Origin of the sequence: Lentzea aerocolonigenes, from assembly GCF_000955955.1 — a bacterium.
GTDB classification, from domain to species: domain Bacteria; phylum Actinomycetota; class Actinomycetes; order Mycobacteriales; family Pseudonocardiaceae; genus Lentzea; species Lentzea aerocolonigenes_A.
This window is the reverse complement of the sequence record NZ_JYJG01000022.1, coordinates 1-14,146: the sequence shown is the minus strand read 5'-3', so window position 1 is coordinate 14,146 and position 14,146 is coordinate 1. Positions and strand designations below refer to the sequence as shown.

The following is a 14,146-nucleotide window of genomic DNA, read 5'->3' as shown; positions in this document are numbered from 1 at the left end:
AGGTTAAACGGTGGCGTGGGCGTGTGAGGCCACGGACACGACGCAGACGCCGGCCGCGATCAGGGCCATGCCGCCCAGCATCGCGAGGTTCAGCGGGTCGGCGAAGAGCACGCGGCTGGTGATCGCCACCAGTGCGATGCCCGCGCCTGCCCAGATCGCGTAGGTGATGGCGACGGGGACTCCCATCCGGATCACCACCGACTCCAGGTAGAGCGCGGTGAGGAAGCCGAAACCCAGGCCGGCTACCGGCCATGGTTTCGTGAAGCCGTCCGAGTATTTGAGACAAAGGGTCGCGAAAACCTCCGCGCCCACGGCGACGGTCAGCAATATCCACTTGAGCATTGAATTTTCCCAGCACGAAATGCACGTACGCGAAACGCACGTGTTTGACTACGAACGGACGACGGGGCTGATCAGCCCAGGTCAACCGCCTCGCGTCGGGAAGTGGACGCGCAAGACGAAATCAGACGGGATGTCGGGACCGCGAGGTGCCGTCAAGCGACACACGGTGTATCACCCTCACCGGAACAAGGGGCGGCATTTGTTGCACGCCCTCACCTCGACCATACCCGAAGAAGGGGCCGCCGACGCAAGTCAATGCGACGGCGGCCCCCGAAAGAAGTCAGGCAGGGAGTTCGCGGAGCAGCTTGGCGACGTGGCCGGTGGCGCGGACGTTGTACATGGCCTTGACGATTTTGCCGTCGGGGCCGACGAGGAACGTCGAGCGGATGACGCCCTGGACGGTGCGGCCGTAGTTCTGCTTCTCGCCGTACGCGCCCCACTCGACCAGAACGGTCTTGTCCGGGTCGCCGAGGAGCGGGAAGTTGAGACCTTCCGAAGTGCGGAACTTGGCCAGCTTCTCCTGCTTGTCGGGCGAGATGCCGACGACCTCGTAGCCGGACTCGGCGAGGACGCCCAGGTTGTCGCGGAAGTCGCAGGCCTGCTTGGTGCAGCCCGGCGTGCTCGCGGCCGGGTAGAAGTACACGACCACGGACTTGCCGAGGTAGTCGGACAGGGATACCGGCTTGCCCTCGCTGTCGGGCAGCGTGAAGGCGGGCGCGGTGTCTCCGGGTTCGAGACGAGTCATGCCTGCAGACTAGGCCTGGCCTTCGAAAACGGTCGCCACGTCCTGGCCCTGGCCACCCGGCTGGATGGTCAGCCGCATCTGCACGGGCAGCTCGGACACCGCGAACGCCACCTGGATCTGGGTGTCGCGGCCCGGTGGAAGCTCTGCCACCGCGCCGGCGAGGCCGTTGAGGCCCTGGACCGAGTCGACCAGCTCGGCAGCCGGGGAGTCGTCGGTCGTGGCGCGCACGGACAGCTGGGACGGGCGGTACGAGGTCTTGGAGCCGTTGTAGACGGTGATCGTGAAGACCGCCGTGCGCTTGGCCGGTGGGATGGCTGTTGCCGACGGGGCCAGCGAGCGCGGGGCGGACACGACGACGGACAGGCCAGAGGCCCACACGCGCTGGGAGCCGAAGGCGGCGGCACCGGACGCGCTCGGCGTCTCGGCTCGCTGTTCGACTGTCAGGTTCTCGTTCGGGGTGACGGCGACACCGGGGCCCGCACATCCCGCCACGGCCAGCAGCAGGCACAGGCCCGAGGCCGATTTGGCGAACTTCACGAACTCCCCTTTCCCACCCCGGCGGTGGGTGTGAACGACTCCCGTCAACTGTGACGGTGCCGAAGGGGTGGTGGGGACCGAAAAGGGGCCTTGAAGCGCACCTGGTGCCGGGCCGTGGCCGTCTCGTGATGGGCGACGTGGGCGGCGCCACACAGTGCGCCTGCCCCACGTCGTCCTGCGGCGGCGGCCGCTTGGTGAAGCTAGGGAGCGCGTCGGGGGGCGTGCGCGCTCACACCGATCATCGCCCACAGTGTGTCTGGCGCTACAAGCGGAGCCGTTTATCACCCGTTCAGAGCAGCGTCAGTCGTACAAAACGTGAAGGTCAGGCGTGAACGACTCACGTATGTGCGGCTGAACGGCCCAGCGACGGCGTCCGTTCGGCCACCTCGCTGAGCAGTTCGAAGGAACAGAGGCGGTCTTCGTGGCCGTGGACGATCGTCGTCACCATCAGCTCGTCGGCGGCCGTCGACTCCATCAACTCGTCGAGTCCCGCGCGGACCGTTGAGGGGGATCCGATGATCTGGGTGGACATGCGGTCCTCGATCACCAGCTCGTCGATCTCGGTGTACGGGTAGTCCGCGGCCTCCTCGGGCGTGGACAGCGGCGCCGGCTTGCCCTGGCGCAGCCGCACGAACGACAGCGCGCCCGGACCGGCGATGTACCGCGCGTGCTCGTCGTTGTCCGCCACGATCACCGACGCGCAGACCATCGCGTACGGCTCCTGGAGGACCTCCGACGGGCGGAAGTGCTTCCGGTACAGCTCCAGCGCCGGCAGCGTGTTCTGCGCGCTGAAGTGGTGGGCGAACGCGAACGGCAGCCCCAGCAGACCCGCGGCCTGCGCGCTGTAGCCGGACGAGCCGAGCAGCCAGATCGGCGGCTTGTTGCCCGCGGCGGGCACGGCGTTGAGCTCGGCGGTGCCCTCGAAGTACTTGATCAGCTCGGTCAGCTCCTGCGGGAAGTTCTCCGCGGAGAGGCCGGCTTCGGTGCGCCGCAGCGCCCGTGCCGTCTTCTGGTCGGTGCCGGGTGCGCGGCCGATGCCGAGGTCGATGCGGCCGGGGTGCAGCGCTTCGAGCATGCCGAACTGCTCCGCCACGACCAGCGGCGGGTGGTTCGGCAGCATCACGCCGCCGGAGCCGACGCGGATGGTCGACGTGGCGGACGCGATGTGCTCGATCAGCACGGCGGGCACCGACGACGCGATGCCCGGCATGTTGTGGTGCTCGGCGAACCAGTAGCGGTGGTAGCCGAGCCGTTCGGCCTGCTGAGCGAGTTCCCTGGAGTTCCGCAACGCGGTCGTGGCGTCCGACCCCGACGTGATGGGAGCGAGGTCGAGAACGGACAGCGGAATCTCACTGAGGCGGCTCATACATCGATCAACACCGATACTTGGCGACTTCTTCCGTGACGCGGGTAACTCGTTTCGCGGAGAAGAACCGGGGCGCGCACGTGGTTGACGTGTACGTGACGGACGTGGTGGTGATCGGCGCGGGACAGGCGGGCCTGTCCGCCTCCTACTTCCTGCGGCGGCGGGAGGTCGACCACGTCGTGCTGGACGCGAACGACGCTCCCGGCGGCGCGTGGCTGCACCGCTGGCCCTCGCTGCGGATGCGGACCGTGCACGGCATCCACGAGCTGCCCGGCATGCCGTTCGAGCAGCCCTCGCCGGACGAGCGCGCCAACGAGGCCATCCCGGACTACTTCGCCCGGTACGAACAGCTCTTCGACCTCCCGGTGATCCGCCCGGTCAACGTCACACAGGTGCTCGACGACGGCGAACTGCTCAAGGTCGAGACCGACAAGGGCGTCTGGACCACGCGCGGCCTGATCAACGCGACCGGCACGTGGCGCCGCCCGTTCTGGCCGTACTACCCCGGCCAGGAGACGTTCCGCGGCCGCCAGGTCCACACCGCCGACTACCAGGGGCCCGAGGAGTTCGCGGGTAGGCGGGTCGTGGTGGTGGGTGGAGGGGCCTCCGCGACGCAACTGCTCATGGAACTTGCTCCTTTCGCTTCGGAGACCCGGTGGGTCACGCGGCACGAACCGGTGTGGCGGGAGGGCCCGTTCACCGAGGACTACGGCCGCTGGGTCGTCGGTATGGTCGACGAACGCGTCCGCAAGGGGCTGATCCCGCGCAGCGTCGTGAGCGTGACCGGGCTGGCGTTGAACGACCAGACGCGCGCCGCGATCAAGGACGGCGTGCTGGACCGCAAGCCGATGTTCGACCGCATCACGCCGAACGGTGTCGAGTGGGCGTCCGGCGAGCACTTCGACGCCGACATCATCCTGTGGGCCACGGGGTTCCGGCACGACCTCGACCACCTCGCGCCGCTGCACCTGCGTGCGCCTGGCGGTGGCATCAAGGTCGACGGCACCCGTGTGGTGTCGGATCCGCGCATCCACCTCGTCGGGTACGGGCCGTCGGCCAGCACGATCGGGGCTAACCGCGTTGGTCGGAGTGCTGTTCGTGAGTTGCTGAAGCATCTCGGTGGGGAGAGGGTCGCGGCCGGGAGCTAGTGCTTGGTCCGCGCGGGTGTAGGGCATCGGGTTGTGGGCGGGCGTTGGCGCGAGGCTTTTGACCGCGATCGGCGCGTCGTTTTGGGACTCGGGTGATCGTGTCGGGCGTGACGGGGTCGTCGGCCAGCACGATCGGCGCTAACCGCGCTGTTCGTGAGCTGCTGAAGCATCTCGACGCCGAGAAAGTGCCGGCCGGGAGCTAATGCTTGGCCCGCGCGGGTGTAGGGCATCGGGTTGTGTGCGGGTGTTGGGGTGGGGCGATGTTCGTGTGGAGCGGGGTGGGCGGGCCTGGTGTTCATGGGCTGCCGAGGGGCGTTGGCGCGAGGCTTTTGAGCGCGATCGGCGCGTCGTTTTGGGACTCGGGTGATCGCGTCGGGCGTGACGGGGTCGTCGGTGATCGGGGCTAACCGCGCTGGTCGGAGTGCTGTTCGCGAGCTGCTGAAGCACCTCGACGCCGAGAAAGCCGCGTGATCACGAAGATCACGACCGCGACGACCGCCAGGCCCAGGACGACCTTCGAGGCGAGGCCGACGTACTGCTCGACCAGGTGCCAGTTGTCGCCCAGCAGGTAGCCCGCGAGGATCAACGCCGTGTTCCACAGCAGGCTGCCCGCGGCGGTGTAGGCGAGGAACGGGGCTAATCGCATGCGCTCGATGCCGGCCGGAATCGAGATCAGGCTGCGGAACACCGGGATCATGCGGCCGAAGAAGACCGCGCGATAGCCGTTGCGCAGGAACCAGGCCTCGGTCCGGTCCACATCGGACACCCGGACCAGCGGCATGCGGGACGCGATGCGGCGCACCCGGTCGCGGCCCAGCAGCGCGCCGATCCAGTACAGGAGCAGGGCGCCGGCGACTGAGCCGAACGTGGTCCACAGGATGGCGTCGAACAGCGACATCTTGCCCTGCGCCGCGGTGAAACCGGCCAGTGGCAGGAAAACCTCGCTGGGCAGCGGCGGGAACAGGTTCTCCAGCGCGATCGCCAACGCCGCTCCGGGTGCGCCGGCCGTGTGCATCAGGTCGGTGACCCAGTCGACCAAGTTCATGGGGTCCAAGTTACGGAGGGGGAGCTGGGGGGACATCGGGGTGAGCCGTAGAGATGGGGTGGGGAAAACCCCACCCCAGTCCCTGCGGGAAACCGCTAGGCGCAGCGAATCCTTGCGTCGCCCCAAGAAGCGTGGTCGTTCTGCGTGCCGTCGCCGCCGTCGAGAACGCGCAGGGTGAGAGTGCTCACGCCGGTCACGTCCACGGCCAGGTCGCGGACAGGAGAGCGCACGCCGAGCACACCGGTGTCGGCCAGGACCCTGCCGTCACCGACCACCTGGAACGACACGGTGCCACCGGCCTTCTGACGCGCCACGTCGAGACCGGCCTCGTCGTCGACACCGACCGAAGCCGCGAAAGCCGAGCAGGAGCCCAGCGCGTAGGTGATCTCGGACGAAGCGTGCGTGCCGAGGCCCTTGCCGAACGTCGTGCGGCGGATCGCGATGCCCCGGCCGTCACCCGCGGCGGCGTTGCCGTTGGTGATGTCCTTCTCGACCGGACCGTCACCACCCACCGCCGACACCCACGGCCGGTCCGACACGTATGACCAGCCATCGGACAACGGCTTCACCAGATGCACGCGGGCGGTCTTCTCGGACTCCACGCCACCGTTGAACGACGCGACGACCGGGATGTCGAAGTAGCCGTAGGACGAAGGCCGCGCAGGAGGCACCAGAGTCCACGAGCCCGACAACGCCTGGCCAGGACGGACGTTGCGAGCCTTCACCGGCCCGCCCTGCACCGACCACCCGGCCGGCACGCGCGGCGCCAGCGTCACGCCCCGCACGTCCTCCCGAGTCGTGAAGAGCCCGGTCACCCTGAAACCACTGACAGCGGTGGACACCGACGTCGAGGGCACCGCGGAAACCGGCCGCTCACAGGTCCGAGAGCCAGCCCGGCAAGCGATTGCGGCGAAACCACCGTTGGCCGCCACGTCCAAGGTCAACACGTCCCCGGAACGCACGGTCCGTGACTCGCGCACGAGCCCGGCGGGACCATCGCGGGTGATCTCCACCAGCCACCGCCCGGAAGGCAGCGAGAAAGGAACGGAAACCGTCCGCGCGGCACCGGAGTACCCGCCGCCGATGAACCACCGGTCACCCGACCGGCGCGCGAACACCGAGTGGTCGGCAGGACGTCCGGACAGCAGCCGCGTCTCGTCCCACGCGGTCGGCACCTGGTCGATGAACCGTTCGGCGACCGGCCGTGCCGCGTAGTCCTCGGGCTTTCCGGCGAGGTTCGCGAGACCCGACTCGTAGATCACGGTCAACGCCAGCTCGTGCGCGTCGGACGTGGTGCGCGAAGGACGGTGCCAGGCCAATGGCGTGTAGTCCATGCCACCGACGACGTTGCGCGTGAACGGCAGCGAAGTCAGGTGCGTCCCGGTGAGACCCGAGGACTTCTCGCCACCGTGCACGGCTTCCATCGTCATGACCTGCGGCCACGTGCGCTGAAGTCCGTGCGGGATCGTCGAACCGTGGAAGTTCACCAGCAGGTGGTGCTGGGCGGTCTCCGCGAGAATCCTGTCGTACCAGCGGTAGCGGTCCTGGCCGTCGGAGTCCATGAAGTCGATCTTCACGCCCGCGATGCCCCACTTCTCGAACAACGCCAGGCGGGCCGCGCTCTCAGCGGGCGTGTCGAGCTCGTCGTAGTGGATCCACAGATGGATCTTCACGCCCCGTGCGGCGGCATAGGAGACCAGCGAAGGAATCCACGACGTCTGCTCCCAGGACGGGTCGTAGTCCCAGTTCGGGTCGAAGTACCAGCCCGCGTCGACCAGCGCGTACGGCCAGCCGTGCTGCGCCGCGTAGTCCACGTACTGCTTCTGCATCGCGAGGCTCTGACCGGCTTCCCGGTCGCCCGCGAGCCAGCTCCAGAACACCTTGCCCGGCTCGATCCACGACGTGTCGCGCACACGGGAAGCAGGCGCGAGGTCGTCCACCAGAGTCGACGTCGACACGTCCGCCAACGACCCGATGATCGCCGTGCGCCACTGCGACTGCCACGGTCCGTCGACGAGCACCTGCTCGTCCCAGTACTTGATCGAATAGACGCCCGAACCGGCGGTGTGCACGAGATGCGCACCCGAGTGCCGACCGTCCACAGAGGACTCGGTGAGCAGCGAGTAGACGCCCTGGTTCTCGAACAGCGCCGGGTGCAGGTACTCGGCCGACTCCGCGGCAGCCGCGTTGGTCTGCACGAACGGGTTCTCGTAGTCGCGCCGGTACTTCGCGATCCACGCGGTCGCGGCGGAAGGAACCACGAACGCCGACGTCTCCCGCAGCACGTTGCCGAGGTCACCGGGCAGTTCGTAGCGGTACGCGACACCGTCCGCCGCGGTTCGCACCACAAGATCCAGACGGGCCGCACCGGAGAACGTGTAGCGCTCCTCCTTGTGCGACACGTTGCGCTGCCGCTGCTTGCCCGACGACGCGGTGTAATGCGCGAAAACGCGTCGCTCGGAATGGCCGACCAACTTCAGTCCACCAGAAAGATCCGCTCTTTCCGTCACCACACCCAATGGGCTCGGCTCCAGCACGGTCGTGCCGCCACGGGTCACCGAGAGCGTCGGCACGCCGTCCGACAGCTGCACGACAGCCTTCGGCCAGACGCCGGTTGCCGCTGGTTCTGCTGCTGCTACAGGGGTTTCGACGCTCGCTGCCAGTGTGACGAACAGTGCTCCAGCCGCGCGCCAGCGCACGGGGATCAACCGCATGTCCAGTCCTCCCAGAACCTCGGTCGCGGCGGCGACAGATCCGATGTATACGCGTTGATGGGCCATTGGTCCACAACATGTCGGGAAAGGCCTTTCCGCCCTGTAATCGTTTGACTACGATGCGTTCGATGGCCGAACAGGTGGGAACGTGTGCGACCTGCGGCGCCGCGACCGCCACCTCCCGGCGCAGACACGCGCGGTACTGCTCGAACGCCTGCCGTCAGCGGGCTTACCGGCAGCGCGCGAACGAGCCCGTGACGGCGTTGGACAGCTTCATCGGCCGCGCCGGCGAACTCGATCGGCTCGCGGCGTTCACGGACGCCCGCGTGCTCACGCTCGTCGGCCCGGCCGGAGTCGGGAAGACCAGGCTGGCCAAGGAGTTCACGCACGGCGAGGCCGAATGGGTCGAGCTCTCCTCGGTTTCCGGCCAGGTGGCGCGGGCGTGCGCGACGGCACTGGGCATCGGCGAGGTCACCCGCGAGCCCGTGCTGAGCACCCTGGTGCACGCGCTGGCGAGCCGGACGATGGTGCTGGTGCTGGACAACTGCGAGCACGTCGCCGCGGAGTGTGCGGCGCTGCTGGAGCCGCTTCTGCTCGGCTGCCCCGGAATCCGGGTGATCGCGACGAGCCGCGAACCGCTGCGGGTACCGGGCGAGGTGCTGTTCGCGGTGCAGCCGTTGCCGATCACGTGCGCGGTGGAGCTGTTCGCCGACCGCGCGCAGGCCAACCAGCTCGGCTTGAAGTTCGACGATGAGCAGGCGTTGCAGACGTTGTGCGCCCGGCTGGACCGCCTTCCGCTCGCGATAGAGCTCGCCGCACGACTCGTGACGGTGCTGCCGGTGCAGGAACTCCTGGCGCGCCTGGACGACCGGCTGGAGCTGCTCAACCGCGGCAACCGCACCGCCGCCGAACGTCACCAGAGCCTGCGCGCCGCGATCGAGTGGAGCTACGACCACCTCGGCGCCGACGAGCAGCACGCGTTCCGGTGCCTCTCGTTGTTCCCCGGCGGCTTCGGGCTCGACGTGGCGGTGGCGGCGTGCGACCTGCCAGCGGACCGGGTGCTGTCGCTGCTGTCGTCGCTCGTGGCCAAGTCGCTGCTGACGTTCTGCGGGGCGGGCCGGTTCGAGCAGCTGGAGTCGGTTCGGTTGTACGGCAGGGAAAAACTCGCTGAACAGTCGGACGTGGTGCTGGCCGGAGTCGCGCGCTGGTTCGCGCAACGGTGGGTGCGGTTCAGCTCGACGGTCTTCACCACCCCCGAGGTGGTCGACCCGTTGATCACCGAATGCGGCAACCTGCGGTGCGCGGTCGACTGGGCCGCGCGCACCTCCGACCTGAGCTACCTGAAGCTCGCCACGATGCTGTCCGTCGCGTGGCGCGACCAGGGACAGGTGTCGCAGGGACGGTCGCTGTTGGACGCGGCGGTGCGCACGGCGGAGGCGGACCCGGCGGTGCGGTGCCTCGCCTTGTGCCACCTGGCTTATCTCGCGGGCACCGAGGACGGCGACGGCATGAGCTGGGCCGAGCAGGCCGTGGCGCTCGGGCGTGAGCTGGGCGAGCCGGTACTGCTCGCCCAGGCCCTGAACGCGCTGGCCGGAGAGCACGTCCGGGTGGACCGCAACGGCGAGGCCCGCAAGTACTACGAAGAGGCCATCGCGCTGCTCGCCCCGATCGCGGACCCGCTGGACCTCGCGATCATCGAGCACAACCTGGCCTGGGCGGCGTTGCGTGCAGGCGACGCCGAGTTCGCGGACGGACTGATCGCCGACGTTCTGCCCGTGTACCGGCGTCTGGCCTCACCGCGCAGGTTGTCGGTCTTCCTGCACACGGTCGGGGTGCGCGCGCTGCAACGAGATGAGCTCGCCGTGGCCGCGGAGTCGTTCCTGGAGTCGCTGCGGTCGTGGCACACGGGGTTCTGGGTGGCGGACGTGCTGGAGGGCCTGGCGTTGATCGCGTACCGGCGTGGTGACCCTCGCCGGGCGTTGCGGCTCGTCGGTGCGGCCTCCTGCCTCCGTGAAGGGGCCTTCGCGGCGGACCTGGTGTGGCACGCGGACGTCATCGAGGTCGTGCGGGCGTCGCGGGTCGCGTTGCGCGGCGCGGACATGTGCCTCGCCGAGGGCAGGGAGATGACGCGCGAGCAGGCGGTCGCCTACGCGCTGGCGGACGAGCCTCCCGAGCTGAGCGACCGTGAGCGGCAGGTCGCCGCGTTGGTCGCAGCTGGTCAGACCAACGTGGGCATCGGTGAGGAGCTGCGAATCTCGCAGCGGATGGTCGAAACGCACCTGCAGCGCGTGCGGCAGAAGCTGGACCTCACGACACGCGAGCAGATCGCGGCCTGGGCGGCTAACTCGCAGGAGGCTCGCCGCGGGCCGGATCGCTAAACGGGCGGACCGGCTGCGGGGGTCCGGGGGTGCAGCCCGCCGGGTGGGGCCTGGGGGCTTCGCCCCCAGAAAACACGACGAGATGGCCTGGTGAGCGCGTTCCGCGAACAGTGGTAGCCCACCATCGAGTGAGGTCGGGGGGACTCGAACCCCCACTGGCTGGGACCTAAACCCAGTGCCTCTGCCAATTGGGCTACGACCCCTCACGTGGAAGCCTATAGGCCCCTCATGTACTCGCTCTCCCGGGTCGCTCGAAGCCGCGCCTCCGACCGTCCACTACGGTTGGCCCCAGAACCGCTGCTAGGAGGACATGTGGCCCGCGATCCCGACACCATCCAGCGCGAGATCGAGCAGGCTCGCACCGCGCTGGCCGCCACCCTGGACGAGCTCAGCGAGCGGGCGAACCCGCAGAAGCTCGTCGAGCAGGGCAAGTCGTCCGTGCTCGACGTGCTGAGCCAGCCCAAGGTCAAGTACACGCTGATCGCGGTCGGCGCCGTCGTCGGCTTCGCGCTGGTCCGCAAGCTCTTCCGTTAGGCATGCACCAACGGTAAGAGGACCTGCTCGACGACCTTCTCCACGAACGGCTCGTCGAGCGGGTCACCGGTGAGCATCAGCCGGTAGATCAACGCCGCGCCCGCGATCTCGACGGCCATGCCGCGCGGGGCGTCGGCCTTCAGCTCGCCCCGTTCGGCGGCTCGGTCGAGGATTCCGCGCAGTACGTCGCGCTGCGAGATCAGGAACGTCTCCCGGAACGCCGCCGCCAGCTCGGGCTCGTGCGGCAGTTCGCCGACGAGTGCCTGGGCGGCCTTGCCGATCGGTCCGGAGAGGAACGCGGCGAACGACGAGAGGAACTCGCGCAGGTCGCCGGCCAGGGAGCCGGTGTCCGGTGCCGCGAGGTTCTGCGTGGCGAGCTGGGTGCACGTGTCGATCACGAGATCGAGCTTCGACTCCCAGCGCCGGTAGATCGTGGCTTTGCCCGCCCTCGCGCGAGCTGCCACGGCGTCCATGGTGAGGGCCCGGTATCCGACCTCTGCCATCACCTCGAGCGCTGCCTGACGTAATGCGTCGTCCCGGCTGGCGTCGCGAGGACGGCCCCGTTGGGGGACCCTGCCCTCGTTGTACGCCGCTGTCGACACGGCCATGCCACCTCCCAATAGCAAGGGCACGGCTCGTGCGACTCTCCCCGCCCCTTTGGCGGGACATCCTAGGCGTTCTGCCCATCTCAGAGGAGCAACAGCACCCGGTTGTTGCTTCGTGTTGCGTGTAGTGGGGTCTTGCGCGATGTGACCCAGAACTCCTACCTTTCCCGTTGTCTGGACCAGGCTGCACCGCCGCGCAGCAAGACGTGAGGGTTCGTCATGCGCGGACGAGGAGTGGGCAATGGTCTTGGGTAGGCGGGGTTTTCTGGGTGGAACCACAGCAGCGGTACTGTTCGCCCAGACGGGTGTAGCGGCCGGGAAAGAGACCGTGTCCTCGGATGTTTTCGACTGCGATGGCATGTCGGAGCGGGACTGGGAAAAGTTCATCGGGGCGCAGGATCTCGTTTGGCAGAAACCTCCTACCCAGTACGGGCAGGCGCCGTTCCTCGGTGACGGCCGGCTGGGCAGCGTCGTGTACGCGGAGGGCAACACGGTCCGCTTCACCGTGCAGCACGCGGATGTGCAGGACCACCGCACCACGGGCGGCAGCCAGTTCGGCGTGTGCAGACTCCCGGTCGGCAACCTCAAGCTGACCGCGGCCGGAGTGGTTTCGGCCGTCGACTGGCGGCTGGACCTGTGGAACGCCGAGCTGCGTGGAACCGTGACCACGTCGCTGGGCGTGATCTCGTTCATCGCCTACGTCCACTCCACCCGCTCGGTGCTGTCGTTGCAGGTCACGGCCTCCGGTGACGAGAAGCCGGTGCTGGAGTTCGTGCCGTCCAAGGCGATTCCGCCGCGCGCGGACTTCAACCCGCTGCCGGACGGGTACGTGTTCAACCCCGATCCCGTGACGAAAGCGGACGGCCGCGAGACGCTAGTGACGCAGGCCCTGAACGCGGGTGGGCAGACGGCAACCGCTTTCCGTCTCATCACGACCGGGCGGGCGCAGCGGCTGTTGCTGTCGGTCGCGCACACCTATCCCGAGGTGGACGCGGACAAGATCGTGCTGAAGGCCGTGCGCGAGGCCGCGGTGCTCGGCGGGCTGCTGACCCGGTCGCACCGCAAGTGGTGGAACGCCTTCTACCAGAAGAGCTTCCTGTCGTTCGGCGAGCAGCGGCTGCAGTCGTTCTACTGGATCCAGCTCTACAAGGTGGCGTCCGGATCGCGTGCCGGGAGTCCGGTGATGGCGACGACCGGGCCGTGGCTCGAGAAGACGCCGTGGGCCGCCGCGTGGTGGAACCTCAACGTCCAGCTGGAGTACTGGCTGATCCACGGCTCCGGCCACCTGGAGCTCGATTCGATCACCAGCACCCTGAAGAACAACCAGGAGCAGCTGGCCCTCAACGTCAAGGAGCCGTACCGGAACGACTCGGCGGGCGTCGGCCGGAGCACCGACTCGTCGACGTCGAACGCCGGGACGCTGTACGAGCCGGGCACGGGCGGCACCGGGGTGAAGGAGCTCGGCAACCTCACGTGGGCGCTGCACAACGTCTGGCTGTCGTACCGGCACAGCATGGACGTCCGGATCCTCGCCGACGTCGTGTTCCCGTTGCTGCGCCGGTCGATCAACTACTACCTGCACTTCCTGAAGAAGGGCAACGACGGGAAGCTGCACCTCGACGTCACGACCTCGCCGGAGTACGGCGACGCGCCGGACTGCAACTACGACCTGCAGCTGATCCGGTGGGGTTGTCAGACGTTGATCGACTCGGCGAAGCTGCTCAAGATCAACGACCCGCTGGAACCGAAGTGGCAGGAGGTCCTGCGCGACCTCACGCCGTACCCGGTGGACGCCAACGGGTTCATGATCGGCGCTGGGGTGCCGTTCGCGGTGTCGCACCGGCACTTCTCGCACCTGCTGGCCACGTTCCCGCTGATGACGGTGAACTGGGAGCAGCAGGAGAACCGCTCGTTGATCGAGAAGTCGTTGCACCACTGGATGTCGCTGGAACCCGCGCACCGCGGCTACAGCTACTCCGGGTCCGGCTCGATCGCGGCGCGCATGTTCCGCGGTGACGAGGCCTACGGGTACTTCGTGAAGATGTTCGACACCACGAAGCGATATCCGGTGCTCGAGAACACCATGTACACCGAGGCCGGACCCGTGGTGGAGACGCCGTTGTCCGGTGCGCAGACGATCCACGACTTCGTGTGCCAGAGCTGGGGTGGTGTGGTCCGGGTGTTCCCGGCCGTGCCGTCCGCGTGGCCGGACGTCGTGATCGCTGATCACTCCTGCGAGGGCGGGTTCTCGGTGACCGCTCGGCGTTCTGGTGGCAAGACGCAGTTCGTGCTCGTCCGCAGCCGTGCGGGTGAGCCTTTGGTGCTGAGGCACGGAATCGACGGTCCGGTGTCCGTGGTGACGCCGTCCGGTCGCCCGGTCCGGTACCACGACCGCGGCGACGGGACGTTCGAGATCCCGTTGCGCCGCGGACAGGAAGTCCTGGTGCATCCCAGGGGCCGCCGCCCCGACCTGGCCGTTCGGCCGGTCAGCATCACGACCCCGGGCAAGCCCTGGGGTCTGCCAGCGTGACCCCCTCGAGAGGAATTCCCATGCGCACCCTCGCCTTGGCCGTGCTGTCCACAATGGTCAGTGCGGTCCTGGTAGCTCCTGCCGCACAGGCGCTGCCGGACGGACTGGCCCTGACCCCGCCGATGGGCTTCAACAACTGGAACACCACCGCCTGCCGCGCGGAGTTCAACGAGGCGATGGTCAAGGGCATCGCCGACATCTT

Annotated in this window: 11 protein-coding genes, 1 tRNA gene and 1 pseudogene; 5 read left to right on the top strand and 8 right to left on the bottom strand. The window is 68.2% G+C overall.

Annotation, left to right across the window (positions count from 1 at the left end):
* Positions 1-3: 3 nt before the first annotated feature.
* The 4 genes from UK23_RS05225 to UK23_RS05210 all read right to left on the bottom strand — a co-directional run bounded on the left by UK23_RS05225 (position 4) and on the right by UK23_RS05210 (position 2,990).
* Positions 4-342: a DMT family transporter gene (locus UK23_RS05225; RefSeq protein ID WP_045310213.1), complete on the bottom strand. Its 339-nt coding sequence runs from the start codon at positions 340-342 to the stop codon at positions 4-6.
* 280 nt (positions 343-622) lie between these two features.
* Positions 623-1,087 (bottom strand): thioredoxin-dependent thiol peroxidase, encoded by a 465-nt coding sequence (bcp, locus tag UK23_RS05220; protein ID WP_045310212.1) that lies wholly within the window; start codon positions 1,085-1,087, stop codon positions 623-625.
* A gap of 9 nt (positions 1,088-1,096) precedes the next feature.
* Positions 1,097-1,624 carry a hypothetical protein gene (locus UK23_RS05215; protein ID WP_045310211.1) on the bottom strand — a complete coding sequence of 176 codons (528 nt, stop codon included), beginning with the start codon at positions 1,622-1,624 and terminating at the stop codon, positions 1,097-1,099.
* A 337-nt stretch (positions 1,625-1,961) separates the two neighbouring features.
* On the bottom strand, positions 1,962-2,990 hold the full coding sequence (locus tag UK23_RS05210; RefSeq protein WP_045310210.1) for an LLM class flavin-dependent oxidoreductase: 1,029 nt from the start codon (positions 2,988-2,990) through the stop codon (positions 1,962-1,964).
* A gap of 80 nt (positions 2,991-3,070) precedes the next feature.
* Between UK23_RS05210 and UK23_RS05205 the strand changes: the two genes are divergently transcribed.
* On the top strand, positions 3,071-4,138 hold the full coding sequence (locus UK23_RS05205) for an NAD(P)-binding domain-containing protein (RefSeq protein ID WP_045310209.1): 1,068 nt from the start codon (positions 3,071-3,073) through the stop codon (positions 4,136-4,138).
* A 403-nt stretch (positions 4,139-4,541) separates the two neighbouring features.
* Here UK23_RS05205 and UK23_RS05200 read toward each other — a convergent pair whose 3' ends face one another.
* Both UK23_RS05200 and UK23_RS05195 read right to left on the bottom strand, forming a co-directional pair.
* Entirely contained in the window at positions 4,542-5,183 is a 642-nt protein-coding gene (locus UK23_RS05200; protein WP_052684369.1) for a DedA family protein, read from the bottom strand.
* Between the two features lie 95 nt (positions 5,184-5,278).
* Positions 5,279-7,897, bottom strand: a complete 2,619-nt coding sequence (locus UK23_RS05195) for a glycoside hydrolase family 97 catalytic domain-containing protein (RefSeq protein WP_045310207.1) — start codon at positions 7,895-7,897, stop codon at positions 5,279-5,281.
* A 128-nt stretch (positions 7,898-8,025) separates the two neighbouring features.
* Between UK23_RS05195 and UK23_RS48275 the strand changes: the two genes are divergently transcribed.
* Positions 8,026-10,275, top strand: a complete 2,250-nt coding sequence (locus tag UK23_RS48275; RefSeq protein ID WP_156212795.1) for an ATP-binding protein — start codon at positions 8,026-8,028, stop codon at positions 10,273-10,275.
* Between the two features lie 129 nt (positions 10,276-10,404).
* Here UK23_RS48275 and UK23_RS05185 read toward each other — a convergent pair.
* Positions 10,405-10,478: transfer RNA gene (locus UK23_RS05185), tRNA-Leu, on the bottom strand.
* Positions 10,479-10,587: 109 nt separating this feature from the next.
* On the opposite strand from UK23_RS05185, the gene UK23_RS05180 reads away from it, so the two are divergent.
* Positions 10,588-10,809, top strand: a complete 222-nt coding sequence (locus tag UK23_RS05180) for a DUF3618 domain-containing protein (protein WP_030469566.1) — start codon at positions 10,588-10,590, stop codon at positions 10,807-10,809.
* On the opposite strand, the gene UK23_RS05175 is transcribed toward UK23_RS05180, so the two are convergent.
* Positions 10,806-11,417 carry a TetR/AcrR family transcriptional regulator gene (locus UK23_RS05175; protein WP_231114387.1) on the bottom strand — a complete coding sequence of 204 codons (612 nt, stop codon included), beginning with the start codon at positions 11,415-11,417 and terminating at the stop codon, positions 10,806-10,808. The two genes, UK23_RS05180 and UK23_RS05175, sit on opposite strands and share 4 nt — an antisense overlap.
* Positions 11,418-11,772: 355 nt before the next feature.
* Between UK23_RS05175 and UK23_RS05170 the strand changes: the two genes are divergently transcribed.
* Both UK23_RS05170 and UK23_RS05165 read left to right on the top strand, forming a co-directional pair.
* Entirely contained in the window at positions 11,773-13,944 is a 2,172-nt protein-coding gene (locus tag UK23_RS05170) for a glycosyl hydrolase family 95 catalytic domain-containing protein (RefSeq protein WP_045310206.1), read from the top strand.
* 20 nt (positions 13,945-13,964) lie between these two features.
* Positions 13,965-14,146, top strand: a pseudogene (locus UK23_RS05165) (alpha-galactosidase); the annotation flags it as partial.